Annotated in this window: 18 protein-coding genes and 1 pseudogene; 8 read left to right on the top strand and 11 right to left on the bottom strand. The window is 71.6% G+C overall.

The genetic code is table 11. From position 1 onward, the window contains the following. The first annotated feature begins 52 nt into the window (after positions 1-52). Positions 53-532, top strand: coding sequence for a 2-oxo-4-hydroxy-4-carboxy-5-ureidoimidazoline decarboxylase (locus AB0K51_RS20505; protein WP_363457414.1), 480 nt, complete (start codon positions 53-55; stop codon positions 530-532). Between the two features lie 140 nt (positions 533-672). Here AB0K51_RS20505 and AB0K51_RS20500 read toward each other — a convergent pair whose 3' ends face one another. Beyond that, positions 673-1,386 carry a hypothetical protein gene (locus AB0K51_RS20500; RefSeq protein ID WP_363457276.1) on the bottom strand — a complete coding sequence of 238 codons (714 nt, stop codon included), beginning with the start codon at positions 1,384-1,386 and terminating at the stop codon, positions 673-675. A 248-nt stretch (positions 1,387-1,634) separates the two neighbouring features. Between AB0K51_RS20500 and sdhC the strand changes: the two genes are divergently transcribed. From sdhC to AB0K51_RS20480, 4 genes are read left to right on the top strand one after another with little or no spacing between them, the layout of a single operon-like run. After that, positions 1,635-2,015, top strand: a complete 381-nt coding sequence (gene sdhC, locus AB0K51_RS20495; RefSeq protein WP_363457273.1) for a succinate dehydrogenase, cytochrome b556 subunit — start codon at positions 1,635-1,637, stop codon at positions 2,013-2,015. A 5-nt stretch (positions 2,016-2,020) separates the two neighbouring features. After that, positions 2,021-2,509 (top strand): succinate dehydrogenase hydrophobic membrane anchor subunit, encoded by a 489-nt coding sequence (locus AB0K51_RS20490; protein WP_363457271.1) that lies wholly within the window; start codon positions 2,021-2,023, stop codon positions 2,507-2,509. A gap of 26 nt (positions 2,510-2,535) precedes the next feature. After that, the gene (sdhA, locus tag AB0K51_RS20485; RefSeq protein WP_363457268.1) at positions 2,536-4,278 is read left to right on the top strand and encodes a succinate dehydrogenase flavoprotein subunit; all 1,743 of its coding nucleotides are present in this window, start codon (positions 2,536-2,538) and stop codon (positions 4,276-4,278) included. After that, entirely contained in the window at positions 4,278-5,051 is a 774-nt protein-coding gene (locus AB0K51_RS20480) for a succinate dehydrogenase iron-sulfur subunit (protein WP_363457265.1), read from the top strand. The genes sdhA and AB0K51_RS20480 overlap by 1 nt, the downstream gene beginning before the upstream one ends. Positions 5,052-5,246: 195 nt before the next feature. Here the strand turns inward: AB0K51_RS20480 and AB0K51_RS20475 are convergent, their stop codons facing one another. Both AB0K51_RS20475 and AB0K51_RS20470 read right to left on the bottom strand, forming a co-directional pair. After that, complete coding sequence (locus tag AB0K51_RS20475; RefSeq protein ID WP_363457262.1) at positions 5,247-6,644, bottom strand: hypothetical protein; 1,398 nt, start codon at positions 6,642-6,644, stop codon at positions 5,247-5,249. 160 nt (positions 6,645-6,804) lie between these two features. Further along, positions 6,805-7,071, bottom strand: coding sequence for a hypothetical protein (locus AB0K51_RS20470; protein ID WP_363457260.1), 267 nt, complete (start codon positions 7,069-7,071; stop codon positions 6,805-6,807). Positions 7,072-7,206: 135 nt separating this feature from the next. On the opposite strand from AB0K51_RS20470, the gene AB0K51_RS20465 reads away from it, so the two are divergent. Beyond that, positions 7,207-8,436, top strand: a complete 1,230-nt coding sequence (locus AB0K51_RS20465) for a D-alanyl-D-alanine carboxypeptidase (protein WP_363457258.1) — start codon at positions 7,207-7,209, stop codon at positions 8,434-8,436. 33 nt (positions 8,437-8,469) lie between these two features. Here AB0K51_RS20465 and AB0K51_RS20460 read toward each other — a convergent pair whose 3' ends face one another. From AB0K51_RS20460 to AB0K51_RS20450, 3 genes are all read right to left on the bottom strand, one after another. After that, on the bottom strand, positions 8,470-9,324 hold the full coding sequence (locus tag AB0K51_RS20460; RefSeq protein WP_363457255.1) for a class I SAM-dependent methyltransferase: 855 nt from the start codon (positions 9,322-9,324) through the stop codon (positions 8,470-8,472). 70 nt (positions 9,325-9,394) lie between these two features. Then, positions 9,395-10,339, bottom strand: coding sequence for a YihY/virulence factor BrkB family protein (locus tag AB0K51_RS20455; protein ID WP_363457252.1), 945 nt, complete (start codon positions 10,337-10,339; stop codon positions 9,395-9,397). A 68-nt stretch (positions 10,340-10,407) separates the two neighbouring features. Then, entirely contained in the window at positions 10,408-11,406 is a 999-nt protein-coding gene (locus AB0K51_RS20450; protein ID WP_363457249.1) for a glycosyltransferase, read from the bottom strand. Positions 11,407-11,546: 140 nt separating this feature from the next. Here AB0K51_RS20450 and AB0K51_RS20445 point away from each other — a divergent pair, with 140 nt between their 5' ends. Continuing rightward, on the top strand, positions 11,547-15,128 hold the full coding sequence (locus tag AB0K51_RS20445; protein ID WP_363457246.1) for a CDP-glycerol glycerophosphotransferase family protein: 3,582 nt from the start codon (positions 11,547-11,549) through the stop codon (positions 15,126-15,128). A 35-nt stretch (positions 15,129-15,163) separates the two neighbouring features. On the opposite strand, the gene AB0K51_RS20440 is transcribed toward AB0K51_RS20445, so the two are convergent. The 5 genes from AB0K51_RS20440 to AB0K51_RS20420 form a co-directional block, all read right to left on the bottom strand. Then, on the bottom strand, positions 15,164-15,841 hold the full coding sequence (locus AB0K51_RS20440) for a stealth conserved region 3 domain-containing protein (RefSeq protein WP_363457244.1): 678 nt from the start codon (positions 15,839-15,841) through the stop codon (positions 15,164-15,166). Between the two features lie 291 nt (positions 15,842-16,132). Then, positions 16,133-16,690 carry a 2'-5' RNA ligase family protein gene (locus AB0K51_RS20435; RefSeq protein ID WP_363457241.1) on the bottom strand — a complete coding sequence of 186 codons (558 nt, stop codon included), beginning with the start codon at positions 16,688-16,690 and terminating at the stop codon, positions 16,133-16,135. Continuing rightward, positions 16,690-17,727 carry a tryptophan--tRNA ligase gene (trpS, locus tag AB0K51_RS20430; protein ID WP_363457238.1) on the bottom strand — a complete coding sequence of 346 codons (1,038 nt, stop codon included), beginning with the start codon at positions 17,725-17,727 and terminating at the stop codon, positions 16,690-16,692. Before trpS ends, AB0K51_RS20435 begins: the two co-directional genes overlap by 1 nt. A gap of 29 nt (positions 17,728-17,756) precedes the next feature. Further along, positions 17,757-19,079 (bottom strand): hemolysin family protein, encoded by a 1,323-nt coding sequence (locus AB0K51_RS20425; protein WP_363457235.1) that lies wholly within the window; start codon positions 19,077-19,079, stop codon positions 17,757-17,759. 226 nt (positions 19,080-19,305) lie between these two features. Next, positions 19,306-25,830 (bottom strand): RHS repeat-associated core domain-containing protein, encoded by a 6,525-nt coding sequence (locus AB0K51_RS20420; RefSeq protein ID WP_363457233.1) that lies wholly within the window; start codon positions 25,828-25,830, stop codon positions 19,306-19,308. Positions 25,831-26,212: 382 nt separating this feature from the next. On the opposite strand from AB0K51_RS20420, the pseudogene AB0K51_RS20415 reads away from it, so the two are divergent. Continuing rightward, positions 26,213-26,592 (top strand): annotated as a pseudogene (locus tag AB0K51_RS20415) (hypothetical protein); the annotation flags it as partial.

Genomic DNA, 26,592 nt, shown 5'->3' with positions numbered 1-26,592 from the left:
GCTGGCCAGCGACATCCCGCCGCAGCGACTCGACGCGCGGACGGAACCGTCCCTGCTGGGGCTTCACCGATTCAACGAAGCCGACACCGGAGCCGCAGAGGAAGCCCTGCTCGCCTGCTGCGGCAGCCACCGGTGGGCCCTCCGCCTCACCGCCCACCGGCCCTATCCCGACATAGCGTCCCTGCTCGCCGCCGCCAGCGAAGCCAGTTACGACCTGCGCCCCGCGGACCTCGCCGAGGCCCTCGCCGACGAGAGCTGGATGCCCCAGCCCCTGCTCGGCATGCGCGCACCGGGAAGCCAGGCCGCGCACACCGCGCTGCGGGCCGCCCACGCCGCGTACGAGGCGCGGTTCGGCCACGTCTTCGTGGTCTGCCTCGACGGCGTCGACCCCGAGGAGATGCTCGACGCCGTCCTGACCTCCATCCGCACCCGCCTCGCCAACGACCCCGACGAGGAACGCCTCATCTCCGCGGAGGAGTTGAGGCGAATCGCGCTGATCCGACTCGAACACCTGGTGGCCATGCACGGGTGAATCCTTCGGGGGCTCTGGGGGTACCTCCCGGCCCCCCTTGGGGCTGGGGGCGGAACTGCGAGGCGAGTGGCGGAGGGTCTCAGTACGGCTGGTGGCCTTGGAGACCTCCATGCGCCCGGACCTTGCAGCGCCCCGTCGCCCTACCGCCCCGCACCGCCGCCGCTCCCCGGGCCCCTGGGTGGTTGCAACTTGCCCAATTGCCTTTTGATCACCTCCGCGTCCGGCGCCGCAGGCTCGTGGCCGGTGGTGTCGAGGGTGGTGAAGACGGTGAGGATGTCGCCGGTGCGGGTCAGGAGGGCGCGTTGGGTGAGGGTCGCGCCGCCGGTTTCATTCGTGAGGGTGAACGCGGTGGCGGCGTCGGCTCCTTCGGGGGTGGGCGTGTCGAGGCGGGTGATGACGTGGCGGCCGGCGCCGGAGGTGAAGACGCGGCAGCGGATGAGGACCTGGTCGAGCTCGGTGTGGACGACCGCGGCGCGGCCGGGCCGGAAGGCCAGGATCGCGGTGTAGAGGGAGGCCCGGTCGTCCGCGGTGCGGGCGATGTCGAGGTCGGCTTCGGCGAGCGGGCCGGCGGAGCCCTTCGCGGGGGCGAGCGCGTCCAGCACGGGCTGGCAGGCGGGTGCGTCGGCGGTCTGCGGGGGGCTGGTGATGTCGCCCTGGCCGGGCTGCATCACGGTGACGTGCCAGCCGGGGCCGAGGTCGGCGTCGGTGACGGCGAGCTCGCGCAGGCTCGGCGCGTCGTAACCGGCGCTCGCGCTCGGCGACGCGTGGTCGGCGGACGGCGGGGCGGCGGTCCGGGTGCAGGCGGCCGCGAGGGTGAGGGCGGCGAGGCCGGTGAGCAGGGGCTGGGGGCGCACGGCGGGTCTCTCTTCTGGGCGTCGGTCCGGGTGCGGCGGGACGACACCGTAGCGTGGCGAAGGAGTGACGCAGCGTCACTGTTCCCGATTTCGTTAGGCCGTGCGTGCCTGATTGATCACACCAGGGGCCCCCGGCGGCTGGAGCGGACGCGGCGTCGATAGGATGCTCGCGGCCGGTGGACCGTACCCGGCCGGGCTGACCGACACCGAAGCCGGCCGAGCCCCCAATCGCTTCCGGAGGGTTTTCCGTGCCGGCTGGAACGCTGTACCGCGGCCGGGAAGGCATGTGGAGCTGGGTGGCTCACCGAGTCACCGGCGTCCTGATCTTCTTCTTCCTGTTCGCACATGTCCTTGACACCGCCCTGGTGCGGGTGTCGCCCGAGGCCTACGACTCGGTCATCGCCACCTACAAGAACCCGCTGGTGAACCTGATGGAGTACGGCCTGACGGCCGCCATCCTGTTCCACGCGTTGAACGGCCTGCGGGTCGTGGCGGTCGACTTCTGGGCCAAGGGTCCGAAGTACCAGAAGCAGATGCTCTGGACCGTGGTCGGCGTCTGGGTCGTCCTGATGGGCGGCGCCTTCTACCCCGTGCTGCAGCACACCCTTCGCACCTGGTTCGGGGGCTGATCCTGATGTCGACCGACACCAATGACCTGGTGGTCCCCTCGCTCCAGGCCCACACCGGCAAGGGCCTCGGCACCGGTAACCCGGCCGACGCCTTCGTCGTGGAGCCGGCCCGGACCCGCACCAAGCGGACGCCGCGCCGCACCCGCACCAACTTCGAGATGCTCGCCTGGCTGTTCATGCGCCTGTCGGGTGTCGTCCTGGTGGTGCTGGTCCTCGGCCACCTGCTGATCAACCTGATGCTCGACGGCGGCATCACCAAGGTCAGCTTCGCCTTCGTGGCGGGCCGCTGGGCGTCCCCGTTCTGGCAGGGCTGGGACCTGCTGATGCTGTGGCTGGCGATGCTGCACGGCGCGAACGGCATGCGCACCGTCATCAACGACTACGCGGAGAAGGACGCCACTCGTCTGTGGCTGAAGGGTCTCCTGGGCGCCGCGACCGTGTTCACGGTCCTGCTCGGCACCCTGGTGATCTTCACCTTCGACCCGAACATCTGACGAGCCACCAGAGGCGACTGACCCCCATGCAGATTCACCAGTACGACACCGTCATCGTCGGCGCCGGCGGCGCCGGCATGCGCGCGGCCATCGAGTCGACGCAGCGCAGCCGCACCGCCGTCCTGACCAAGCTCTACCCGACCCGGTCCCACACCGGCGCGGCGCAGGGCGGCATGTGCGCCGCCCTCGCCAACGTCGAGGAGGACAACTGGGAGTGGCACACCTTCGACACGGTCAAGGGTGGTGACTACCTGGTCGACCAGGACGCCGCCGAGATCATGTGCAAGGAGGCCATCGACGCGGTCCTCGACCTCGAGAAGATGGGCCTGCCCTTCTCCCGCACCGACCAGGGCCGGATCGACCAGCGCCGCTTCGGCGGCCACTCCCGCAACCACGGCGAGGCCCCGGTCCGCCGGTCCTGCTACGCCGCGGACCGCACCGGCCACATGATCCTGCAGACGCTGTTCCAGAACTGCGTCAAGCACGGTGTGGAGTTCTTCAACGAGTTCTACGTCCTCGACCTGCTGATCAACGAGGGCAAGACCGCCGGTGTGGTGGCCTACGAGCTCGCCACCGGCGAGATCCACGTCTTCCAGGCCAAGGCCGTGGTGTTCGCCTCCGGCGGCACCGGCAAGATGTTCAAGGTCACCTCGAACGCGCACACCCTGACCGGTGACGGCCAGGCCGTGGCGCTGCGCCGGGGCCTGCCGCTGGAGGACATGGAGTTCTTCCAGTTCCACCCGACGGGCATCTGGCGGATGGGCATCCTGCTCACCGAGGGCGCCCGCGGCGAGGGCGGCATCCTGCGCAACAAGGACGGCGAGCGCTTCATGGAGCGCTACGCCCCCGTCATGAAGGACCTGGCGTCCCGTGACGTGTGCTCCCGCGCGATCTACTCGGAGATCCGGGCCGGCCGCGGCTGCGGCCCCGACGGCGACCACGTCTACCTGGACCTGACGCACCTTCCGCCGGAGCAGCTGGACGCCAAGCTGCCCGACATCACCGAGTTCGCCCGGACCTACCTCGGCATCGAGCCCTACACGGACCCGATCCCGATCCAGCCCACCGCGCACTACGCGATGGGCGGCATCCCGACCAACGTCGAGGGTGAGGTCCTGAGCAACAACACCGACGTCGTCCCGGGCCTGTACGCCGCGGGCGAGGTCGCGTGCGTGTCGGTGCACGGCGCCAACCGCCTGGGCACCAACTCGCTGCTGGACATCAACGTGTTCGGCCGCCGCGCGGGCATCGCCGCCGCCGCGTACGCCGACAAGCACGACTTCGTCGAGCTGCCGGAGAACCCGGGCGCGGTGGTCGAGGCGCTGGTGGAGGGCCTGCGGGAGTCCACCGGCACCGAGTCGGTCGCCAAGATCCGCCTGGAGCTGCAGGAGTCGATGGACGCCAACGCGTCCGTCTACCGCACCGGCAAGACCCTGCAGCAGGCCGTGGAGGACGTGGCGGCGCTCAAGGAGCGCTTCAAGAACGTCTCGATCCAGGACAAGGGTTCGCGCTACAACACCGACCTGCTGGAGGCCATCGAGCTGGGCAACCTGCTCGACCTGGCCGAGGTGCTGGTCGTCTCGGCGCTCGCCCGCGAGGAGTCCCGAGGCGGTCACTACCGCGAGGACTTCCCGACCCGCGACGACGTGAAGTTCATGCAGCACACCATGGCGTACCGCGAGGTGGCCGAGGACGGTTCCACCTCGATCCGCCTCGACTACAAGCCGGTCGTGCAGACCCGCTACCAGCCGATGGAGCGTAAGTACTGATGTCCACTCCGACCGTCGAGACGCACTCGGCCGCGCTGGACGCGGCAGAGTCGGCCAGCGTTCAGCTGATCAACGTCACCTTCCGGATCCGCCGGTTCAACCCGGAGGAGCACCCGGACCCGGTGTGGGTGGACTACCAGCTCCTGATGGACCCGAAGGAGCGCGTCCTGGACGCGCTCAACAAGATCAAGTGGGAGCAGGACGGCACGCTCACGTACCGCCGCTCCTGCGCGCACGGCATCTGCGGTTCGGACGCCATGCGGATCAACGGCCGCAACCGGCTGGCGTGCAAGACCCTGATCAAGGACGTCAACCCGGAGAAGCCGATCACGATCGAGGCCATCAAGGGCCTCGCGGTCCTCAAGGACCTGATCGTGGACATGGACCCGTTCTTCCAGGCGTACAAGGACGTCATGCCGTTCCTGATCACCAACGGGAACGAGCCGACCCGCGAGCGCCTGCAGTCGCAGGCCGACCGCGAGCGCTTCGACGACACCACCAAGTGCATCCTGTGCGCCGCGTGCACCTCCTCGTGCCCGGTGTTCTGGAACGACGGCCAGTACTTCGGCCCGGCGGCCATCGTCAACGCGCACCGCTTCATCTTCGACTCGCGCGACGAGGGCGCCGAGCAGCGCCTCGAGGTCCTCAACGACCGCGAGGGCGTGTGGCGCTGCCGCACCACCTTCAACTGCTCCGAGGCCTGCCCCCGCGGCATCGAGGTCACCAAGGCGATCCAGGAAGTCAAGCGGGCGCTGGTCACCCGCCGCTTCTAGGCTCCGCCACACCGAAAGGCCCGTCCTGGAGTTCAACTCCGGGGCGGGCCTTTCGGGTCTTCAGGGGCCCGGGTGAGCGAAGCTCACAAGGGGCCCGGGGAACGGCGGGAGTGCGTGGCGGCGAGGGTTCGAGGGCGCTGCGAGATCTGGGCGCTCAGAGGTCTCCATGACGCACAGCCAGCCCGAGACCGCGAGTCACTCGCCTCGCAGTTCCCCGAGCCCCTGGTTCGGTCCTCCCGACCTGACCGTTGCGAGGGTCAGGAGGAGTGGGCCGAGGAAGAGCGCCGGGGCCATCGTGCGGTAGTCCTGGTTCGCGGCCGAGGCGGTGAGGGCGAGTTGGACGCCGAGGAGCGCCGCGCCGGCTACCGGGACGATCGCGGCGAGCCGGTGCCGCCAGGCGTAGAGGACGGCGGCGGCCAGGCCGAGGTAGGCCCAGAGGGCGCCGCGCCAGAGGATCCAGTCGAGCTGCGGGGCGCGCAGCAGGGTGGTGCTCCAGGTGGCGACGGAGTGCAGCGGGGCGAACAGGCCGCGGGAGTCGGGGTCGGCGGGGGCGACCAGGGTCTCGGCGTGCTGGTCGGCGGTGCCGGCCCACACGCCCCAGGCGAGGCGTCCGCGGCAGAGCCGGGCGTCCAACACCCGGTCGGGGTGGTCGCGGAGCAACTGCTGCCAGATCTCGGCGAGTTGCGGGCCGCGCCGGGCCGCGGCGGCCTCGCCCCAGCGGGCGGTGAGCGCCGCTGTGGAGGAGCAGTCGGCGCCGGCCGCGTCCCAGGCGGTGAGCGGGGCGACGGCGGCGAGCACGGTGCGCTGCGCCGGGGTGAACTGGGTGGGGTCGCGGTGGTAGGCGAGTGCCAGGTCGGCGGCGCGCAGGGTGTGGAGGTCGCCGGCGTGGCTGGCGGGGTGTCCGAACAGGCCTAGGGCGATCGGCACGGCCAGGGCGACGGCGGTGAGCAGGGCGAGCCGGGCCCGTACCCGGGGCAGGAAGAGCAGCAGCACGGCGACGGCGACCAGCGCGGTGCCGGCTCCGCGGGTGCCGGTGAGGGCGAGTACGAGGACGGCCGCGAAGAGCGCGGCGAGGTCGAGTCGCTGGGCGGGGCCGCCGCGGTGCAGGGTGCCTTCGCTGCGGCGGACGAGCAGCCGCAGGCCGACCCCACTGAGCATCAGGACGCCTGCGGTGTACGCGACCTGGGGGGTGAGCGAGACGACGAAGCCGCCGGTCGGCGGCAGTGCGGCGAGTGCCAGGGCGACCGGTCCGGTGTAGCGTCCGCGGACTCCGAAGCGGGCGAGTGCGGCGGTCAGGTAGCCGAGGGCGAAGGCCACCGCGAAGGTCTGCAGCAGGGTGATCGTGCCGGTGGTGCCGGTGAGCCGGGTCGTCCAGCGGACGGCCGCCGCGTACAGCGGCGCCGAGCCGTCCGGGTCGCCCGCGGTGAACGCCGGGTACGCGGCCAGCCACCACAACAGCAGCACGGCCTCGCTGGCCGCGGCGACCGCGAAGGGCAGTCGTAGCCGGGACTTGGCGCGCCGGTGCCGCCGTTCCCGTTCCTGCCGCACGCCCCACTCCGGCCTGGCGTGGTCGAGGGTGGCACTGGTGCTCATCGCGAGCCTCCCCAAGTCCCCTGCTCCCCGGGCCCGGCGACAAGCCCCTCGCCCGCCGCCGCCCGGAACTCGTGCCGGGCAGGCTAGCAGCAGGATCCGGCCACCGACAGAGTGTTCACGTCAGATCCGGGAGCGCTGTTCGGCGGGGCTGTTCGCGGGGCTATTCGGTGGGCTGCGCGACGGCGGCGCGCTTGAGGGCGCGCAGCCCGCGGACGCCGATCCAGCCGATGGCGAGGCCGAGGGCGAGGGAGGTGACGGCGAGCAGCAGGTGGACCCAGAAGAAGGCGGTGGGCTGGCCGTGGTCGCCGTTCACGAAGGCCTGGCCGCCGGAGTCCTTCCACAGGTTCTTGACGAAGGTGGTCCAGATGAAGACCGACCAGACGCCGAAGGCGGTGAGGAACCAGGAGACCGGGCGGCTGAGCTTCATGACGGGTCCTTCGCGGCAGACGGGATGCCCGTCCAGTATGCGGGGAGCGCCGAACGGAGCAGCCGGGGGTACTCGTTCGTGGCGTCGGCGGGCGGGGTCCGGGAAGGGCGGGCGGCGGCTGGGGACCGTTCCGGTATGCAGATAATCCGCCGACTGGTCCACGGTTCGGCCGCCGCTGTCCTGGTGGTGTCGCTCGGCGCACCCGCCGCCCGCGCCGACGGCGCGGACGCCCCTCCGCCCGCGGTCGTGGGCGGCGAGCGGCTGGGCATGGCGGGGGTGCAGGTGTCTCCGCTGCCCGGGGCGCCGCCGCTGCCCACCGGTCTGACCGGCAAGTCCTGGATGGTCGCCGACGCCGGCAGCGGCGAGGTGCTGGCCTCGTTCAACCCGCACAGCCAACTGCCGCCCGCCTCCACGCTGAAGATGCTGTTCGCGGTCACCGTGCTGCCGAAGTTCCCGGCCGCGACGGTGCACCGGGTGGCGCCCGCCGAGCTGATGGGCATGGGCGCGGGCAGCAGCCTGGTCGGCATCAAGGAGGACCTCGACTACAAGGTCGAGGACCTGTGGCGCGGGGTGTTCCTGAGCTCCGGCAACGACGCCGTGCACGTCCTCGCCCACATGAACGGCGGCGTCGAGCCGACCGTCGCCGAGATGCAGGCCCGCGCCGAGGCGCTGCAGGCCCGCGACACCCATGTGGTCACCCCGGACGGCTACGACATGGACGGGCAGCTCTCCTCGGCGTACGACCTGACGCTGTTCGCCCGGGCCGGGCTGAAGAACGCCGACTTCCGGGCGTACTGCGGGACCCGCTCGGCGCAGTTCCCCGGTGCGGTGGACAAGACGACCGGGCAGCGCGGCAGCTTCGGGATCGCCAACACCGACCGCCTGCTCGGCACCTACCCGGGCCTGATCGGGGTGAAGAACGGCTACACCACCAATGCCGGGGCGACCTTCACCGGCGCCGCCGAACGCGGCGGCCGCACCCTGCTGGTGACGGTGATGCACACCGTCACCAACCCGAAGGTGTACGACGAGACCGCGGCGCTGCTGGACTGGGGCTTCGCCGCGGCCGACAAGGTCACCCCCGTCGGGACCCTCGCCGAGGACCGGGGCGTTCCCGTGGCTCCGGCGGCCGAGTCCTCGCCGAGCCCGGCCCCGCAGCCCGCCGCGGGCCCGCCGAGCAGCGCGGCGCAGCCGAACGGCGCGGCGCAGCCGCCCGCCGGCCCGGCCCGTGCCGCGCACGCCGCGGCGAGCGACGGCCCGGACATGGCCACCTGGTGGGCCGTCGCGGTGTGCGCGGCGGTCGCGGGCGCGGGGCTGCTGCGGCTGCGTGCGCTGCGCCGCCGGGCGGCCCGCCGCGGGGCCTGACGGCAGGTCAGGCCCGGGGGGGGCGACGGGCCGTCAGGCAGGCTTGCGGTTGCGGGCCGCGCGCAGCGCCTTGCGGGCGGCCCGGGCGGCGATCGGCGGGAGGACGTCGAGGGCGACCCGGCGGGCGGTGGAGCGGTGGGCGGCGGGGGACGGCTCGTCGTAGGCGAGGCGGTGGCAGCGCTGCCCGGCGAGCTGTTCCTCGTCGATCCGGAAGCCGTCGCCGCGCCAGTCCCGGGCGAGCAGGTCGTCGCGGACGGCGTCCGGGTCGCCCCAGGTTCCGTAGAACTTCTCCGGGGTGAGCAGCACCGGCCGCAGGCCGAGGGTGAAGACCGCCTCCCAGACCGCGGCGGCCACTCCGGGGGTGTGCGGGGCGCGGTAGTCGTCGAGGGCGACGATGCCGTCCTTGGCCAGTGCGTCCCGGGCGACCAGGATGTCGCCGGCCACGTGCTCGTACAGGTGCGAGGCGTCGACGTGGACGAAGCGGCAGCTGCCGGTGCGGATCCGGCCGTCGGCGAGGACCGAGGTCGGGGCCTGGACGATGGTCGGCAGTTCGGGGTGGAACGCCAGGTAGTTGGTCTCGAAGGCGCGCCGGGTGAGCGTGGAGCGGTACGACATGTTCATCTCGGCGGAGTTCCCGTCGTCCGGGGCGTCCGAGTCGAACAGGTCGCAGACGGTGAACGACTCGCCGGGCTGCAGGTGGTCGCCGAGCAGGATGGCGGAGCGACCGAGGTAGGCGCCGAGTTCGAGCAGGTCGCCGGTGACGCCGGCGCCGGTCTGTCGGCTCAGCAGCCAGCCGAAGACCTCGCGGTCCACTCGGAAGAACCAGCCGGGGACGTCGTCGGGCGTGGCGGGCTTCGCCGGCGCGGCGGTGGTGTCGGTGCTGGACACGCGACCTCCAGAGAGCTCGGTGCGGCTGGGCTCAGGGGGGTCGACCAACCGACTGTGACCGGGATCATAGTCATTCGTCCGGATGCTGGACAGGGGGAAACTCCGGAGATCCTTCGGCGTTTTCGAGGGCTTTGCGTGCCTGCTCGACGGCGCGCTGCCGGGCGGCCTCCGGGTCGGCCAGCGCCGTCCAGGCCGCGCAGTACATCAACAGCCGCGCGACGAAGTCGATCCAGAGCAGCAGCGCCACCGGCACGCCGAACGCGCCGTACAGGCTGCGCCCGGCGACCGAGCCGAGGTACGAGGAGAGCAGCAGCTTCAGCAGTTCGAAGCCGACCGCGCCGATCAGCGCGCCCGCCAGCAGGGCGCGGCGGCGCTGGCCGTGGATCCGCGGGAACGGGCCGAGCAGGTAGGCGAAGAGCAGCAGGTCGGCGCCGACGGCGATCAGGAAGCCGAGCGCGGAGAGCAGCCAGCGGGCGGCCCCGCCACCGAGGTCGAGCCAGTCGGCGAGCCGGTGGGCCAGCGTGGTGGCGGCCGCGGAGGCGGCCAGCGAGGCCAGGCAGACCACGCCGAGGCCGAGCAGCACCAGGCAGTCGCGGGCCTTCACCAGCACCGGGTTGCCGCCCTCCGCGGGCAGCCGCCAGGCGGCGCGCACCGAGCCGCGCATGGTGTCCACCCAGCCGAGGCCGGAGACCAGCAGCAGCACGCCGCTGACCAGGCCGATGGTGCCGGCGTTGGCGACCATCGCGTTCAGGTCGAGCGAGTCGGACAGGCCGGGCAGTTGCTCGGAGATCTTGTCCTGGAGCTGGTGCACCCGGGAGTCGGAGAGGGTGGCCAGCGCGATCGCCAGCGCCACGGTGAGCAGCGGGAACAGGGCGAGGAAGCCGAAGAAGGTGACCGCCCCGGCCAGCCGGTTGCCCTGGACGTCGGTGAACAGCAGGTACACCCGGTACGCGCGGCTGCGCAGCACCCACGAGACGAGCGGGCCGATCACCGGCAGTTTGGTGAGGAAGTCCACGCCTCGCTGTATACCGCGCCGCCGGTGGAGGGCCCGGGAGCGACGCGTGCGGGTGGGGTGAGGGTCCGTCAGTGCCGGACGGCGCGGCGGGCCTTGGCGAGCACCCGCAGGCTCTGGAAGCCGAGGTAGCTGCCGCGGCTGAGCAGTTCGCCGCGCACGCCCTCGGGGCCGGCCGGCGGGCGGTAGCCGTCGGGGCGGAGCCGGGCGCAGTGGTCGGCGGCGCGGCGGAAGTACTCGCGGCGGTCGCCGGCCGGGACCCGGCCGGGCTTGCCGACCACGGTGGCCAGGTGGCCGAGCATCAGCCGGTAGATCACCGGGCGCCAGCGGTCCAGGTCGGGGCGGGCGTCCAGGAAGGCGAAGACCCGGTCGTACTGGTCGAAGACGTCGAAGTGCTTGCGGGAGGCGGTGGCCAGGATGTTGCCGCCCTCGCGGCGCTGCCGGTAGTGCACGCCGACCTTGTCGAGCAGGGTGATCCGCTCGGCGGCGAGCAGCGCCGGGTAGGTCCACGGGGTGTCCTCGTAGTACCCGGCGGGGAAGGTCAGGCCCTGCTGGGCGACGAACTCGCGGCGGTAGGCCTTGTTCCACACCACCTGCAGCAGGTCGAGCAGGTCGCGGCGCTCGTCCAGGGTGAAGACCTCGGCGCCGGGCCTGGCGAACACCGGGGCGGAGGCGGAGCGGACCACCCGGCCGTCCCAGTAGGAGCGGGCGTAGTCGTAGACCAGCAGGTCGGGGTCGTCGGTGGCGCGCAGCCGGGCGTCGGCGGCGGCCAGCAGGTCGGGGGTGAGGGTGTCGTCGCTGTCCAGGAAGAGCAGGTAGTCGCCGGTGGCGAGTTCGATCCCGGCGTTGCGGGCGAGGCCGAGGCCGACGTTGCGCTCCAGGTGGCGGACGGTGATCCGCGGGTCGCGGGCGGCGGCCTCGTCGAGCAGCGCGCCGCAGCCGTCCGGGGAGCGGTCGTCGACGGCGATCAGTTCGAAGTCCCGGAAGGACTGCGTGAGCACCGACTCCAGGCAGGCGGGCAGGTACTCCTCGACGGCGTGGACCGGGACGATGACGCTGAACCGGGGCATTTCTCACTCTCCTGGACCTGGCCTGGCCAGGCGCAGACTAGCAACAATCGGGAGGTAGGATCGCCGCTGGTAACGGTCCGGATTACTCGCATTTTCGGGCAACCCGGTCGCACCTCCTGAGGAAAGGCTCTGCGCTACCGATGGCCCCCCGTCTGTCCGTCGTCGTCCCGATCTACAACGTCGAGCGCTATCTCGAGGAGTGCCTGGACTCCATCGCCGCCCAGACCTTCGACGACTTCGAGTGCGTCATGGTCGACGACGGCTCGAAGGACTCCAGCGCGGCGATCGCCGAGGCGTACGCCGCCAAGGACTCCCGCTTCCGGCTGGTCAAGCAGGTGAACAAGGGCCTGGGGGCGGCCCGGAACACCGGCTACCGGCACATCGCCGAGGGGACCGAGTTCCTCGCCTTCGTGGACAGCGACGACACCCTGCCGCCGTCCGCGTACGAGCTGATGATCGGCACCCTGGAGGAGACCGGCTCGGACTTCTGCACCGGCAACGTGCTGCGGTTCCGCGCGATCGGCTACTACCAGTCCGGGGGCCACAAGAAGCCGTTCGCGGCGACCCGGCTGCGCACCCACGTCACCGAGATCCCGGCGCTGGTCACCGACCGCACCGCGTGGAACAAGATGTACCGGCGCGCGTTCTTCGACGAGGCCGGGGTGCTGTACCCCGAGGGCATCCTGTACGAGGACGCGCCGGTCAGCGTGCCGCACCACTACCTGGCCCGCCGGGTGGACGTGCTGGCCGACCCGATCTACCACTGGCGCGAGCGGGAGGTCGGCGAGATGTCGATCACCCAGATGAAGACCAACCCGCGGGGCGTCACCGACCGGGTCAAGTCGATGGAGCTGGTGCGCGACTGGATGACCTCGCAGTCCGACCCGAAGTTCCGCAAGTACCTGCGCTCCTACGACGAGAACAACCTCGTCGAGGAGATCCCGATGTTCTTCAACTCGGTGCTGGAGGGCGACGAGGCGTACAACGCCGCGTACCTGGAGTCGGTGACCCGGCTGCTGCGCGCCATCGGCCCGGACCAGGTCCGCAGGATGCGGGCGCCGCTGCGGCTGAAGTACCACCTGACCCTGCAGGGCCGGATGGACGAGCTGATCGAGCAGCTGCGGTTCGAGAAGGAGAGCAACGGCGCCGCCCCGGCCCGCGGCCTGCTCCGCCCGTTCGCCGACTACCCGTTCCTGCGCGGCGGCCGCAAGTCCGTCCCGGCGGACGTGCTGCGGCTGAAGAACGCGCTGGTGATGCGCTCTCGGCTGTACGAGGCCCGCTGGGAGGACGGCAAGCTGCAGCTCGCCGGGCACGCCTACCCGGAGCACCTGGGCGCCGAGCACAAGCACGACATGGTGCGGGCGCTGATCCTGCGCGAGGCGACCGGCCGCCGGGTGGTGGGCGTGCAGACCCGCGCCGAGTACAGCCCGGAGGCGACCGCCAGCTCCAACCACGACCTGTACAGCTGCGACTGGGCGGGCTTCTCCGCCACCATCGACCCGCAGCGGCTCAAGCACCGCGGGGAGTGGAAGGAAGGCTCCTGGCGGGTGCTGGTGGCCGGCGCCGGCAAGGGCGGCGTGTACAAGGGCCGGGTGGCCGGCGGCTGGCACGACCGCGCCGAGCACCCGCCGGTGCACTGGGTCGCGGACGACGTGCGGATCGTGCCCTGGCTGCGCGACACCTACCTGCTGCTGCGGGTGGAGCGGGTGCGCGCCCGGGCGGTGTCGGTGACCGCCGAGCGCGGCGGCCTGGAGATCCGCGGCCTGGTCCGCTCCGGCCCCGACCTGGCCGGTGCGGAGCTGCGGCTGAAGCACGTGGAGTCCGACCGCGACGTGGTGGTGCCGCTGGAGCTCGGCGTGCCGCAGGGCCGGGACGTGCCGTTCACCGCGCAGGTGGCGGTCGAGGCGCTGACCGCGGTCCGCAAGGCCTGGGACGCCCTCGACCCGGCCGCCGCGGAGCGGCTGCGCGACCGCTGGGACGTCGAGCTGAAGCTCGCCGAGGGCGGCGCGCTGCCGGTGGTGCTGGACGACCGCGAGGCCGTGCCGACGCTGCACACGGCGATCGCCGAGGGCACCCGGGCGCTGTACGCCAAGCCCTCCCCCGGCGGCTACCTGCAGCTGTCCGACCAGGTGCTGCAGCCGGTGGTGGAGGAGGTCGCCCCGGCGCAGGGCACCGAGGGCTTCGTGGTCTCCGGTTCCTTCCCGCTGCCCGGTGAGCACCGCTACGAGCTGGTGATCCGGCACAAGACGCTGCGCGAGGAGCACGCCTACCCGGTGGAGATCGCCGACGGCCGGTTCCGGGCGGCGCTGCCGGCCGTGCCGACCGCGTCGTTCGCCGGCCGGGTGCCGCTGCACAAGGGCACCTGGACGGTGCTGTTCCGCCCGGTCGGCGCCGCCGCGGGCAGCCGCTGGCCGACCGCGCTGGTCGGCGCGTCCGCCAACGACGCGCTGCCGCTGGAGGTGGACGCCCGCGGCAAGACCATCGCGCTGGAGCGCCGCCTGTTCGACGGCCTGTCGCTGGAGGCGTACGACGCGCTGGCGCCGGAGGAGCGCAGCGGCTACCGGCAGCGCGAGCAGCGGCTCGCCTTCGCCGAGCTGCAGCGCGCCCCGCTGACCGACACGGTGCTGTACCACGGCGTGCGCGAGGACCGCTGGTCGGCGCTGGGCGGCGCGTACGCCGACTCGCCGCGGGCGGTGCACGAGGAGCTGGTGCGCCGCGGCCTGCCGCTGCGTCACCTGTGGACCTCGGTGGACCTGCAGACGGAGCTGCCGCAGACCGCGGAGCCGCTGCGGCACCGTTCGCCGGAGTGGTTCGAGGCGCTGGCCACCGCGAAGTACGTGGTCGCCTCCACCCACCTGCCGACGTTCTTCCGCCGCCGCCCCGGCCAGGTGGTGCTGCAGACCTGGCACGGCGTCCCGCTGAAGCGGATCGGCCACGACTTCGAGAAGGTCTGGTTCACCGACTCCGACTACCTGGAGCACCTGGCCCAGGAGGTCCCGCAGTGGAGCCTGGTGCTGGCGGGCAACCGCTGGTCGGCGCCGGTGCTGCGGCGGGCGTTCCGGTACGAGGGCGAGGTGCTGGAGAGCGGCTACCCGCGCAACGACGTGCTGTTCGCCGCCGACCGGGAGAAGACCGCGGAGCGGGTGCGCGAGCAGCTGGGCCTGCCGGAGGGCAAGCGGGTGGTGCTGTACGCGCCGACCTTCCGGGAGGACCGCCGGCTGCCGGACGGCGGCTACCAGCTGGACCTGCGGCTCGACCTGGACGCCGCGAAGGCCGCCCTGGGCGAGGACCAGGTGCTGCTGGTGCGCAGCCACGAGGTGATCTGCGGCCAGGTGCCGGACGCCGGCAACGGCTACGTCTGGGACGTCTCCAGCTACCCCGACATGGCGGAGCTGCTGCTGGTCGCGGACGTGCTGGTGACGGACTACTCGGCGTCGGTGTTCGACTTCCTGTGCACGGGCCGGCCGGTGCTGTTCTTCGCCTACGACCTGGAGCACTACCGGGACAACCTGCGCGGCTTCAGCTTCGACTTCGAGGCGCAGGCGCCGGGTCCGCTGCTGCGCACCTCCGAGGAGGTCGTGGCGGCGCTCGGCCGGGTGCCGGAGCTCGCGGCGGAGTACGCGCAGAAGTACGCGGCCTTCAAGGAGGCGTACGGCGACCTGGACGACGGCCAGGCGTCGGCGCGGGTGGTCGACGCGCTGCTGGCGGCCGCCGAGAAGTAGCGGGAGCGCGGTAGCCCCCGCTTCGGGAGCCCGCGCTACGCCCGGGTGTTCGCGCCGCGCGGGACGGCCTGACGGTTCGTCGGCTGTCCCGCGCCCTCGCAGGGGCCCGGCACCGGGAAGTACGCGGCGAGGAACTCCCGTACCGCGTGCGCCTGTTCGGCGGCGGGGCGGTCGCCGCCGTCGGCCAGGCAGAAGACGTCCAGGTCGCGCCGGTCGAGCAGGTCGGCGAGGCGGGCGCGGTCGGCGGGCCGGTCGGTGGCGAGGTAGGCGTGCGTCAGGGCGCCGTCGACGGCGCGGCCGGTGAGCAGCGCGTGGTAGGCGGCGAGGGTGATGGGGGCGACGTCGGTGCCGGCCCGGAAGCCGGAGCGGCCGGTGGCCCGCAGTTCGGGGGCCCAGCGGCGTTCGGCGTCGCGCAGCAGGCTGCGCCGCAGCGGGTAGGGGACGTGGCTGAGCACCCGGGTGAGGGCGCGGCCGTGGTCGCGTTCGAGCAGGCGGCGGGTGGTCTGCTGGGCGGCGGTGTAGACGTCGGTGCCGGGGGCGGGCGGCGGGACGATCCGGGTGTCGCGGAAGACCTTGGGCAGTCCGCTGCCGAGGAAGAAGTCCTCGGGGCGGACCGGCCGGCCGAGGAACATGTCGTCGTTGAAGTACAGGAAGTGCTCGGCCAGGCCGGGGATCCGGTGCAGTCCGGTCTCGATCGCGTGCGAGTTGAACACCGGCGGCCCGCAGCTCGTCCTCGCGCAGCCGCTGCGGATCGACGGGGGCGGACGGCGGGGGCGGCAGCAGTCCGCACGCCCGCAGGGCCCGTCCGGCGGCCCGTCGGACCGGCCTCAGCACCGTCTTGGCCGCCATGTCTCTCCCGCCGCGCCTCGTTCCTGGTCGCGACGCTAACAAGGACACAACGGCGGGCGAAGTGCCGACGAAGCTTTCTCATCGAACTGGCAGTGCCTGCGGGTGAAACGGTCAGACCGCCCTCAACCTGCACTCATGCGCTGTTCAGCGGGCGCTCAGGCGATGCCGAACCGGTAGCTGCGCCAGGGCCGCCAGACCTCGTCGGCGCCGAACCGGGAGAGCACGAACTCGGCGACCTCGAAGGCGGCGCGGAAACCGCGGGCCTTCTCGTACGCCTCGTCCAGCACCGGCTCGCTCAGGCCGTGCGCGACGGTGACGTGCGGGTGGTACGGGAAGGCGAGCTCGCGGGCGAGCGGCCCGGAGCGGACCTCGGCCTCCAGCACCCGGCACTCCTGGGCGCCCTCCTCGACCCGGATGAACACCACCGGGGAGATCGGGCGGAAGGTGCCGCTGCCCTGCAGCAGCATCCGGAACGGCCGCTGCAGCGCGGCCACCGCGCGCAGGTGGCGGTCGATCTCCGGCAGTCGCCCGGTGCCGGCCTCGGTGGGCGGCAGCAGGGTGACGTGGGTGGGTATCGCCCGGGCCTGCGGGTCGCCGTGCCCGGCCCGGGCGTCCTGCACCTGGCTGCCGTACGGCTCCGGCACGTGTATGGACACGCCGATGGTGACGGCCTCGTCGAGGTCGTCACCACCGGGGACGGCAGCCGTCGGCATCAGCGCTTCGGCGCCAGGAAGCCGATGCGGTCGTACACCTGGGCCAGCGTCTCGGCCGCCACCGCGCGGGCCTTCTCGGCGCCCAGCGCGAGCACCCGGTCCAGCTCGGCCGGGTCGTCCAGGTACTGCCGGGTGCGGGCCTGGAACGGCGTCACCCACTCGGTGAACAGGTCGGCCAGCTCGGTCTTCAGGGCGCCGTACATCTTGCCGTCGAAGTGCGCGACCAGTTCGTCGATGCTCATCCCGCTCATCGCGGAGTGGATCCGCAGCAGGTTGGAGACGCCGGGCTTGTTCGCCTCGTCGTAGGTCACCACGGTGTCGGTGTCGGTGACGGCGCTCTTGAACTTCTTGGCGCTGGTCTTCGGCGGGTCCAGCAGGTTCACCAGGCCCTTGTCGGTGGCCGCGGACTTGCTCATCTTCGCGGCCGGGTCCTGCAGGTCCTGGATCTTCGCCGTCTCCTTGAGGATGTACGGCTTGGGGACGGTGAAGGTCTGCCCGTAGCGGGTGTTGAAGCGGTCCGCGAGGTCGCGGGTGAGCTCCAGGTGCTGGCGCTGGTCCTCGCCGACCGGGACGGCGTCGGCCTGGTAGAGCAGCACGTCGGCGACCATCAGGATCGGGTAGGTGAACAGGCCGACCGTGGTGCGGTCGTTGCCCTGCTTGGCCGACTTGTCCTTGAACTGGGTCATCCGGGAGGCCTCGCCGAACCCGGTGAGGCAGTTCATCACCCACGCCAGCTGGGCGTGCTCGGGCACCTGGGACTGCACGAACAGGGTGCAGTGCTCCGGGTCGAGGCCCGCGCCGAGCAGCTGCGCGGCGGAGATCCGGGTGTTGTTCCGGAGCGTCTCCGGGTCCTGCTCGACGGTGATCGCGTGCAGGTCCACCACCATGTAGAAGGCGTCGTTCTCCTTCTGCAGGTCGACCCACTGGCGCACCGCGCCGAGGTAGTTGCCCAGGTGGAACGAGCCTGAGGTGGGCTGGATGCCGGAGAGCACCCGGGGACGGTCCTTCACGGGACCGGTGACCGCTGCGTTGACCATGCGGTCATTCTTCCAGTTCCACCGGTCGCTCAGGAAACCTCCGGCCCGACCGGATGGGCCAGTGTGACCGCGCTCACCCGGACCCGTTCGATCCGCCGGCCGTCCATCCGGGCGACGGTCAGCCGCGCCCCCGAGTCGGCGACCACCTGGTCGCCCTTCTCCGGCAGCCGGCCGAGCTCGCGCACCACGTAGCCCGCGACCGTCTCGTACGGGCCCTCGGGCAGCGCGAAGCCGGTCTCCTGGGCGAAGTCGGCGAGGTTGAGCAGGCCGTCGAGTTCGACCCCGCCGCCGGCCAGCCGGCGGGTGGCGGTGGTGTCCTGCTCGTCGTACTCGTCGCGGATCTCGCCGATCACCTCCTCGACCAGGTCCTCCAGGGTGACGATGCCCGCGGTGCCGCCGTACTCGTCGACCACGATCGCCAGGTGGTGGCCCTCCCGGCGCATCTCCCCCATCGCCTCCAGCACCCGCTTGGTGGCCGGCAGCAGCTTGACCGGCCGGGCCAGGTCGCGGACCCGGGCGGCCTGCTCGCCGCGCACCCCGTACAGGTCGCGGACGTGCACGAAGCCGGTGACCGCGTCGTACGAGCCCTCGGTGACGGGGTAGCGGGAGTGCGGGGAGGAGTCGGCCTCCGGGCGGACCTCGCTGACCAGCCGGTCGGCGTCCAGGAAGGTCACCTCGGTGCGTGGGACCATCACCTCGCGCAGCTGGCGCTCCCCCGCGGCGAACACGTCGTTGATCAACTCGCGTTCGTCGCTGCCCAGTTCGGTGTTGGCGGCGACCAGCCCGCGGAGTTCCTCGGGGCTCATCGCGCCGCGCCCGGCGGTCGGATCGCCGCCCAGCAGACGCACCATCAGGTTGGTCGAGTGGCCGAGCAGCCAGATCACCGGCCGCAGCGCCACCGACATCACGTCCACCACCGGCGCGGCCAGCAGCGCGATCGACTCGGCCCGCTGCAGGCCGATCCGCTTGGGCGTCAGCTCGCCCAGCACCAGCGAGGCGTACGAGATCACCAGGGTCAGCGAGACCAGCGCCACCGCGTCCGCGACGCCCGTCGAGAGGCCCGCGTCCACGAACACCGGCGCCAGCTTCCCGGACAGCGTGTCGGCGCCGAACGCCGCCGACAGGAACCCCATGCAGGTCACCCCGACCTGCACCGCCGCCAGGAACCGGTTCGGGTCCGCCGCCAGGTGCGCGGCCCGCGCGGCCCGCCGCGACCCGGCCGTCTCCAGCGTCCGGATCTGCCCCTCGCGCAGCGAGATCAACGCGATCTCCGCGACGTTGAACAGCCCGCCCAGCACGATGAACACCAGGACGAGCGCCGCGTCCTGCAGGGTTTCGGTCACAGGCCGCATCCTAGGGCGCGTCTGTCGACTCACGTCGGATCAGCGGGCGTCTCCCCCAGCCCCAAGGGGGGCCGGGGCCATGGGCGACTGACGGGAAGCCGTCGAGGTGCGTGCCCCGGCGGCGCCCGCCCGGCGTGAGTCGGCAGACGCGCGCCGGCCCGGGAAGGCCGAAGGCCCCGGCTCGGCGAGTCGGGGCCTTCGGTGCCTTCGGTGCCTTCGGGGTGGCGTCAGGGGATCAGCGGGTGATCCAGCGGTAGGCCGCTCCGGGGAGCTGGGTCAGGAAGATCGGGTCGGTCGACCGGGATCCGGTCGGGTAGATGCCGACGCCGCCGCCGACGGACACCCCGATGTTCCCGCCAGGCCCGGGCGGCGCGCCGGTGATGCAGCCGCCGACGCCGTCGAACCCGCAGATGCCGCCGCTGCCCAGGTTCTGGTCCGGCGGCATCTTGTTGTTCACGCCGACGGAGATGCCGCCGCCCAGGCCGGCCTTGACGGCGCTGCGGAACGTGGAGAACGCGCCGGGCTTGGCGAGGTCCGAGTCCTTGGTCAGGAAGGGCGCGTTGACCGAGAACGACCCCCAGACGTAGCCGCCCTGGAAGGTGGCGTTCGCGCACACCACACCGATCACGCAACCGGAGGCCGAGATCTGGCCGTGCAGGGCCAGCCACTCCCCGAGCCCGTCCGGAGCGGGGCGCTCCAGGCCGCAGGCGCCGCTGGCGTGCGCCGCCTCACTCGCGCACGGGTCTCCGGGGTCGAGTGAGCCGGCGAACTTGTCGTCGATCTCCGCGTAGCAGTTGATGTCCTTCTTGCACATCTCGACCCACTCGCGGTACTCGGCGTAGTCCTTGCCCGCCTGCGTCTCCGCGTCCTTGCCGAAGAGCAGCGACACCATGTTGATGTGGGACGTCTTGATGATCTTCGAGTAGGTGATCATCTTCTTGTCGTAGTCGCTCAGCTTGGCGTTCGGGTCGTCGCCCTGGCCGCACTTGACGGTGTGGGCACACCCCGGCGGATCCTGCGGCGTGCCCGTACCGGTGCCCGTGCTCGGCGGGGCCGGGGTGGGGCAGGCGTGGGTGTCGCACCACTTGCTGTCGGGGTCGGGTCGCAGGCCCGAGGGGTCGCTCTTGACCACCGGGTTGCTCGCCGAGTAGTTGTACCCGCCGAGCTGCTGGGCGTCGTCGGCCGCGAAGAGCGGGTCCAGACTGGCGAACCGGCCGGTGACCGGGTCGTACTGCCGGGCGCCGAGGGTGGTGAGCCCGGTGGTCCCGTTGGCGGGCGCGTTGAGGAAGCCGCGGTTGTCGGGCCAGGTGGCCGCGGTGCCCCGGGGTGCGCCGTAGGGGGTGAACTGGCGCCAGGTCGGCGTCTGCGCCGTGCTGTCCAGGCTCAGGGTCGCCGTCCCGTGCGGGTCGGCGATCTCGAACCGGTAGCTGGCGCCGAAGCCGGTGCGCACCACCGTGCCGCCGCCCGGCAGCGCCGTGTAGCGGACGCCGGTCGTCGCGCCGCCGGCCAGGGTGATCTGCTCACCGGGCAGGTAGAGGACGGTGGAGGCCGGGTCCTTCTGCAGCAGGACCTGACCGTTGGCGTCGTACACGTAGGTGGTGTCGCCCGCCGTGCCGTGCACCTTGGCGAGGCGGCTGGCGTCGTCCCAGGTGAGGGTCTGCGCGCCGTTGGCCGGGGTGGTCCGCTGCAGGGTGTTGCCGGCGGTGTCGTAGGTGAAGGCGGAACCGTTGCTGGTCGAGGTGAGGCTGTGGGGCTGGTTCGCCCCGTTGCCGTTGTAGGTGTAGGTGGTGGCGGCATCGGCGCCGCCGGTGGTGGAGTGCTCGGTCTGGACCGTCCGGTTGCCCAGCACGTCGAACTGCCAGTCGGTCCAGTACGCGCCGCCGCCGATCGGGTCGCCCACCTGGGAGTGGTTGAGCGCGGTCGGGGCTGCGGCGCAGGAGTCGGTCGCCGTCCACGCCTGGGTGAGCCGGTCCAGCTGGTCGTAGGAGTAGCACTGCGTCTCGGTGGTCGCGCCGAGCCGGGTCGAGGTCTGACGGGTCGTGTTCCCTGCCAGGTCGTAGTCGTAGTGCTGCTTGTCGACGTCGCTCGGCGTCCCGGTGTTCGACCGCGACACCAGCTGGTCGGTCAGCTGGCCGGTGTGCACGTCGTGGGTGTTGGTGATGTACGCCAGGTTCGTGCCCGTGCCGAGCGTGCTCTGCTCGATCCGCCCGAACGCGTCGTAACTGGTGCCCTGGGTGTAGCCGGTGGTACCGGAGGTGGCGCCGTTGGCCAGGTCGAGCGCGGTGGCGTAGGTGTAGGTGATGGTCTCCAGCGGGAGGCCGCCACCGGCCGGGGACTGGTCGCTGTAGGGCAGCCCCTTGATCGCCGTGTAGACGTGCTTGAAGGTGTAGCTCTTGGCGAGCAGTCCCTCGGCGGACGGGATGGTGACCGTCTCACCGGCCGACTTGCCCATCACGGTGAACCCGACCGCCTGCGTGGTGTAAGCCTGCCCCTGGTCGAAGGACGTGGTCGTGGTGGCGTGCCCGATCGGGTTGGTGACGCCGGCGACGCTGTTGTCGTTGTCGTAGACCCAGGAGGCGAGCTGGTTCGCCGAGCTCTTGTTGGCGAGGGTGGCCGCGTACGTGCCGGTCTTGCGGTTCAGCACGTCGTAGGTGGTGCTGACAGCCTTTCCGCGCGAGTCGGTGGTCTGCACGAGGTTGCCGACAGCGTCGTAGAGCATGCTGTCGGCGCCCGCGTCCGGGTCGTTCTTCGCCGTCACCTGGCCGAGCAGGTTGTACGTGGTGGTCCAGGTCGAGCCGTTGGCGGTGACGGTGCTCTGCTTGCCGTGCCCGTCGAAGCCGTACGTGATCGCCTGACTGGTACCACCACTTACGGCGTAAGTACCAGTGAAGGTGTCCGCCGGAGCGGTCACGGTCGGCCGGACGCTGAAGTCGTCACTCTCGACGGTGCGGCCCAGCGGGTCCTTGACCGTGCTCTTCACCGTGCCGCCGTCGGGCGGGATCACCGTGGTGCGGTCACCCGCGTAGACGGTGGTGGTGACCTCCTTGACCTGCGCGTACTGGTATGAGGTGTCCACCACCACCCGGCCGAGGCCGTCGTAGGTGGAGACGGTCTGGTCGGGGACCTTCGAGTCCTGCGGCACGGAGGCCACCGACAGGGACGGCGAGTTGTCCGGGTCCCAGTAGGCGCTGTTCTTCTTCCGCACCCAGCCCCGCGAGTCGAAGAACGACTCCGCGATCAGGCGTCCGCCCTTGGGTGTCGGCGCCTGGGTCTGCCGCACCCGGCCCAGCGAGTCGTAGATCGTGTAAGCCGTGGCGTAGCCGAGCGAGTCGTTCAGCGACTGCGCGGTCGTCCCCGACACGCCGGCCTGCGCAATGGTGTACGTGTAGAGCAGGTCAGCCGGGCCGCTGGTCGGGCGCGAGTTCAGCCACACCGAGGTGAGCCGTCCGAGCACGTCGTACCGGGTCGTCGCCACCACGCCGTTGACGTCCGTCGCCGTCATCGTGAGGGCTCTGGCCGGGGCGAAGGTCTTGGTGATCGCCTGGCCCCTGGCGTTGGCGACGGACTGACCGGTCGTCAGGCCGACCGCGTTCACCGTGTAGCTGGTGGTGCCGGCGTTGCCGTTGCCGTCGTAGACGACCAGCGGGCGCCCGTACCCGTCGTAGGTGGAGCGCTTGACGGTCTGCCAGCTGAAGCCGCCCGAGTAGTCGGAGGCCTTGCGCTCCATCGTGACGTTGCCGACCGTCGGAGCGGCGCTCTGCGGGAAGGCCGTCGCGTAGCTCGGGTCGTCGTAGAAGCTCTGCTGCGCGGAGACCACCTGCGCCGGGCGGTTCACCGAGGCCGGCGCGCCGAGCGCGTTGACGGACGCCGGAACCGAGGGCTTGGCGCCCTGGATGTACCCGGAGCAGGCGGCCGAGTCGGTCTCCTGGGAGGCGATCAGGCCGACCAGGTTGAGCGAGGTGTTCGCCGGCGCGTAGGTGGTGACCGCACACTGGTCGTAGGCCGGGTTGACCGGCACGGTGTGCGTGTAGGTCGCCGTCGCCAGGCCGAAGTTCGCGTCGCCGGTGTTGGAGTTGTAGGTCGTGTCGGTCTCGGTGTACTGCCAGCCGGAGGTGACGGCCTGCCGGGTGAAGGTCTCCACCGGCTTGACCGTGTTCGCGGTCAGAGCAGGGAGTCCGGTGCGGTTGCGCGTCGCCAGGGCGGGCGAGATCCAGTACGAGCTGACGGTCGAGTTCTCGACCGCGCCGCCGTCGCCCTTGTACGAGGTGGTCTCCAGCGCGGAGCCGAAGAGTTGGGCGCTGTCGGGGTGGACGCCGCCCTGGGAGTCGGTGACGCTGACGCTGCGCGTGGTGGTCGGGGTCAGGTAGTCCCCGTCCATGCCGCGGTAGTAGTCCGTGACGGACTTGGTCTTGCGGTCGTTCGCCCCGTCACCGGTACGCGTGACGACGGTGGCGTAGCCGCGGAACTGGCCCCAGGTGCGGTACTTGGCCTGGACGACCTCGTTGTCGTCGTAGTGCCAGGCCGCGCCGCCGAGGTACTCGTACGTGGTGGCCTTCTGCAGGGCGCCGCCGGTCGCGTCGGCCTCCAGGATCTGGGTGACCGCGTACTTCTGGAACCAGTCGGTGATCGGCGCCGAGTAGAACTTCGGCGTCCAGCTCACCGGGTAGCAGGAGTTGGTGTTGGCTGACGCGTTGGCGGAGGCCACGTAGGCCGCGGTGCACGCGTTCGGCAGGCCGTAGCTGATGCCGGTGACCGCGCCGAGCTCGGTGGTGATGGCGGTCAGGCGGTAGCGGAACATGCCCGGGAAGTTCGCGGTGTCGACGCGGTTCTGCATCGTGGTGCCGGCGAACTTCACCGGCGGCAGCGCCAGCGTGCCGGAGCCGCCGGCGGAGGTGTCGCTCGCGGTCCGCGTGATCGTCGACAGCCACAGGGTGGGCGAGGTGCCGTCACCCGTCGGGGGCTCGGTCTGTGCGAGGTCCCAGGTGTCGATCGGCTTGTACTGCGAACTCGCCGTGTCGTACTGCTTGGTGACGACCTGCTTGAGGCGCGCGGTGGAGAACATCGACGGCGCCTTGGGCGTGCAGGTGGCACCCTGGTTGCAGATCAGGTCGAACGGCACGTCCGGGTACTGCGTCGCGTTGTTCGCCGCCGAGATCGGGTCGCACGTCGTGGCGACGCAGCGCGAGCCGGTGATGAAGGAGACCTGGTCCGGCACGGTGCCGTAGGCGCCACCGTCCAGGAAGCCGTAGTCGATCCGGGACAGGTACGAGTCGCGCACGTACTTGGTGTTCGACGCCCCGTTGTTCTGCCCGTAGTAGTTGGTGTCCTGGGCGTAGTAGTAGGACATCGCCGTGCCCCGGACGTCCTTCACGTAGTCCAGGTGCCACTTGTAGGCCATCGTGCACACCGAGGCATCGAAGCCCGAGGCGTTGTAGCACGGGTCACCCGAGTGCGAGGAGTACACCGGCACGCTGTCCACCGAGTTGGTGACCGCCTTGCCCGACGACCACCCCGGCAGCTGGTTGCGCCCGAAGTAGTACACCGTCCCGGAACGGTCGGTGACCGTCCAGTAGTCCGTGTTGTAGGTGCCCGTCCCGTTGTTGGAACCGGTGACGTGGGCGATCTTCGAGCCGTCACCGTTGCTCGACGTGAACGTGCCCTTCGAGGCGTCGTAGACGATCGACGTCGACGAGCCGTTCAGCGAGAGCGTCAGGATCTGCCCCGCGTAGCACTGGTCCGCCGTGGCCGACGGTGCGGGTGAGCCCTCCGGATCGGACGAGCACGGCACGAAGGTCTGCTGGATGGAGGAGTCGGGAGTCGACCAGCCGTCGCCCACCCACGAGGACTGCGCCTGGGTGCTGGCGGTCTTGCCGTCCACCGCCGCCGAGTCGTAGTCCAGCGAGACCTTCGGCGTCAGTGCGCTCGACGCGCCCGGCACCCCCAGCGGGTAGGAGTAGCCGAACGAGCCCGCGGATCCGCCACCGGTCCACGAACCGCTGGGGCTCAGCGCGCCGGCTGCGTACGAGCCCGCCGACGAACCGCCGTCGTCCGATCCCGAGGCGGCGGCCAGCACCATCGGCGCCGAGGCCGAAGACGCCTGCACCGCCGAGGCGTTGCCCGACCAGACAGCCGGAACGACCTTCCCGGTGTCGGTCGCGCTCGCCTTCACCGCACCGGCCGAGCCGAGGTCGACCTCCGCCGACACCGACTTCCCGGCCGCGTCGCGGTCCGTCTTCAACGGCGTCCGCACCTGACACGCCGCCACCTCCGGCGTGGTCAGCGCACACGCCGGCAGCGAGACGAGCTGAAGCCGCGACGCCCAGTTGCCGCCCAGCGCCTCCGCGAAGGCGGAGTAGTCGACCCCGACCCGCACCTTCCCGCGCGCGTCACCGCCGTCCACGGTGAACACCACGCCTGATAGACCCAGTTGGGCGCTCTTCGCCTGGTCCAGCACCTTCACGTCCACACCCGGCGCAGCGGCGGAGGAATCCGCCTTCACCCACACCGGCGTCCCCGCGGCCTGCGACTTCGCACCCGGAGCAGCCGACGCCGCCCGACCCGAAGCCGCCTTCGGCCACGCCACCGCCTTCGGCGCGAACGCCCGCTTCGCGTCGTCCGGCACCTCGATCTTCCTGGCCGCGAGGGACTTGACCCCCTTGACCGCCGCCGCGCCCGGCACCCCCGGCTTGGACGACGACAGCGGCACCGCGAACGCCGGAGCCGCCGTCAACGAGGCCACCAGGGCGGCCGTGCACAGCACCCCCAGGCTTCTCGGTCGCAATCCGCCCCGTCTGGGACGTATCAGATCAGAACTGGGCATGCGAAGGACCGCCCCCTGCTCAGCCGCCACACGGGCAGCAGAAACCCCCCGGCGCACCGGCCGGCTCGGCAGCGACTATGACAGTGCACGACCTGTCGAGTCACTCGAAGTTCGAGAGCAGGCCAACGAGTTTGACGAATCCTTTACTTCCTGATGACAAGTCAAATCGGGTAAAGAGCTGACGAATCCGGCGTACCGCGGCAACTTCACGGCCGATCAGACTCGCACGTGCGCGAACGGCATGGGAGGCTGCTTCCCGCTCGGGGGGGCTTGGAGCCGCCCTGGGCTGATCAGTTCATCCCAGGACGAGGAATCCTTTGCCATGACCAGACCGAGATCGGTCACCCCGGGCCGGCGGTGGCTGGCCGGGGCGGTGACGACGGCGCTCGCCGCCGCGTCGCTCACCGCGTTCACCGCTGCCGCACACGCCAACCCCACCGCTCCCGCACCCGTCGCGCCCGCCAAGGCCAAGCCGCTGACGGCCGATCAGGCCTCGGCGCAGGCCCGCCACACCGGTAAGGCGGTGCCCATCGAGGCCGCGACCACGGCCACCGACACGCTGACCGCCAACGCCGACGGCTCCTTCACCATGAACCAGAGCTTCGCTCCGGTGCGCCGCTACCAGAACGGCGCGTGGAAGAACCTCGACGCGACGCTGGTCAAGCGCGCGGACGGTGGCGTCGGCCCGGCGCTGTCCTCCAC

This window comes from Kitasatospora sp. NPDC049285, assembly GCF_040678815.1.
Lineage (GTDB): Bacteria > Actinomycetota > Actinomycetes > Streptomycetales > Streptomycetaceae > Kitasatospora.
This window is presented reverse-complemented; position numbering and strand designations above follow the sequence as displayed.

Coding starts and splice junctions, on each gene's coding strand:
- AB0K51_RS20465 (WP_363457258.1), top strand. CDS start 7,207: ATGCAGATAATCCGCCGACTGGTCCACGGTTCGGCCGCCGCTGTCCTG.
- sdhA (WP_363457268.1), top strand. CDS start 2,536: ATGCAGATTCACCAGTACGACACCGTCATCGTCGGCGCCGGCGGCGCC.
- AB0K51_RS20450 (WP_363457249.1), bottom strand. CDS start 11,406: ATGCCCCGGTTCAGCGTCATCGTCCCGGTCCACGCCGTCGAGGAGTAC.
- AB0K51_RS20475 (WP_363457262.1), bottom strand. CDS start 6,644: ATGAGCACCAGTGCCACCCTCGACCACGCCAGGCCGGAGTGGGGCGTG.
- AB0K51_RS20480 (WP_363457265.1), top strand. CDS start 4,278: ATGTCCACTCCGACCGTCGAGACGCACTCGGCCGCGCTGGACGCGGCA.
- AB0K51_RS20445 (WP_363457246.1), top strand. CDS start 11,547: ATGGCCCCCCGTCTGTCCGTCGTCGTCCCGATCTACAACGTCGAGCGC.
- AB0K51_RS20425 (WP_363457235.1), bottom strand. CDS start 19,079: ATGCGGCCTGTGACCGAAACCCTGCAGGACGCGGCGCTCGTCCTGGTG.
- trpS (WP_363457238.1), bottom strand. CDS start 17,727: ATGGTCAACGCAGCGGTCACCGGTCCCGTGAAGGACCGTCCCCGGGTG.
- AB0K51_RS20435 (WP_363457241.1), bottom strand. CDS start 16,690: ATGCCGACGGCTGCCGTCCCCGGTGGTGACGACCTCGACGAGGCCGTC.
- AB0K51_RS20490 (WP_363457271.1), top strand. CDS start 2,021: ATGTCGACCGACACCAATGACCTGGTGGTCCCCTCGCTCCAGGCCCAC.
- AB0K51_RS20470 (WP_363457260.1), bottom strand. CDS start 7,071: ATGAAGCTCAGCCGCCCGGTCTCCTGGTTCCTCACCGCCTTCGGCGTC.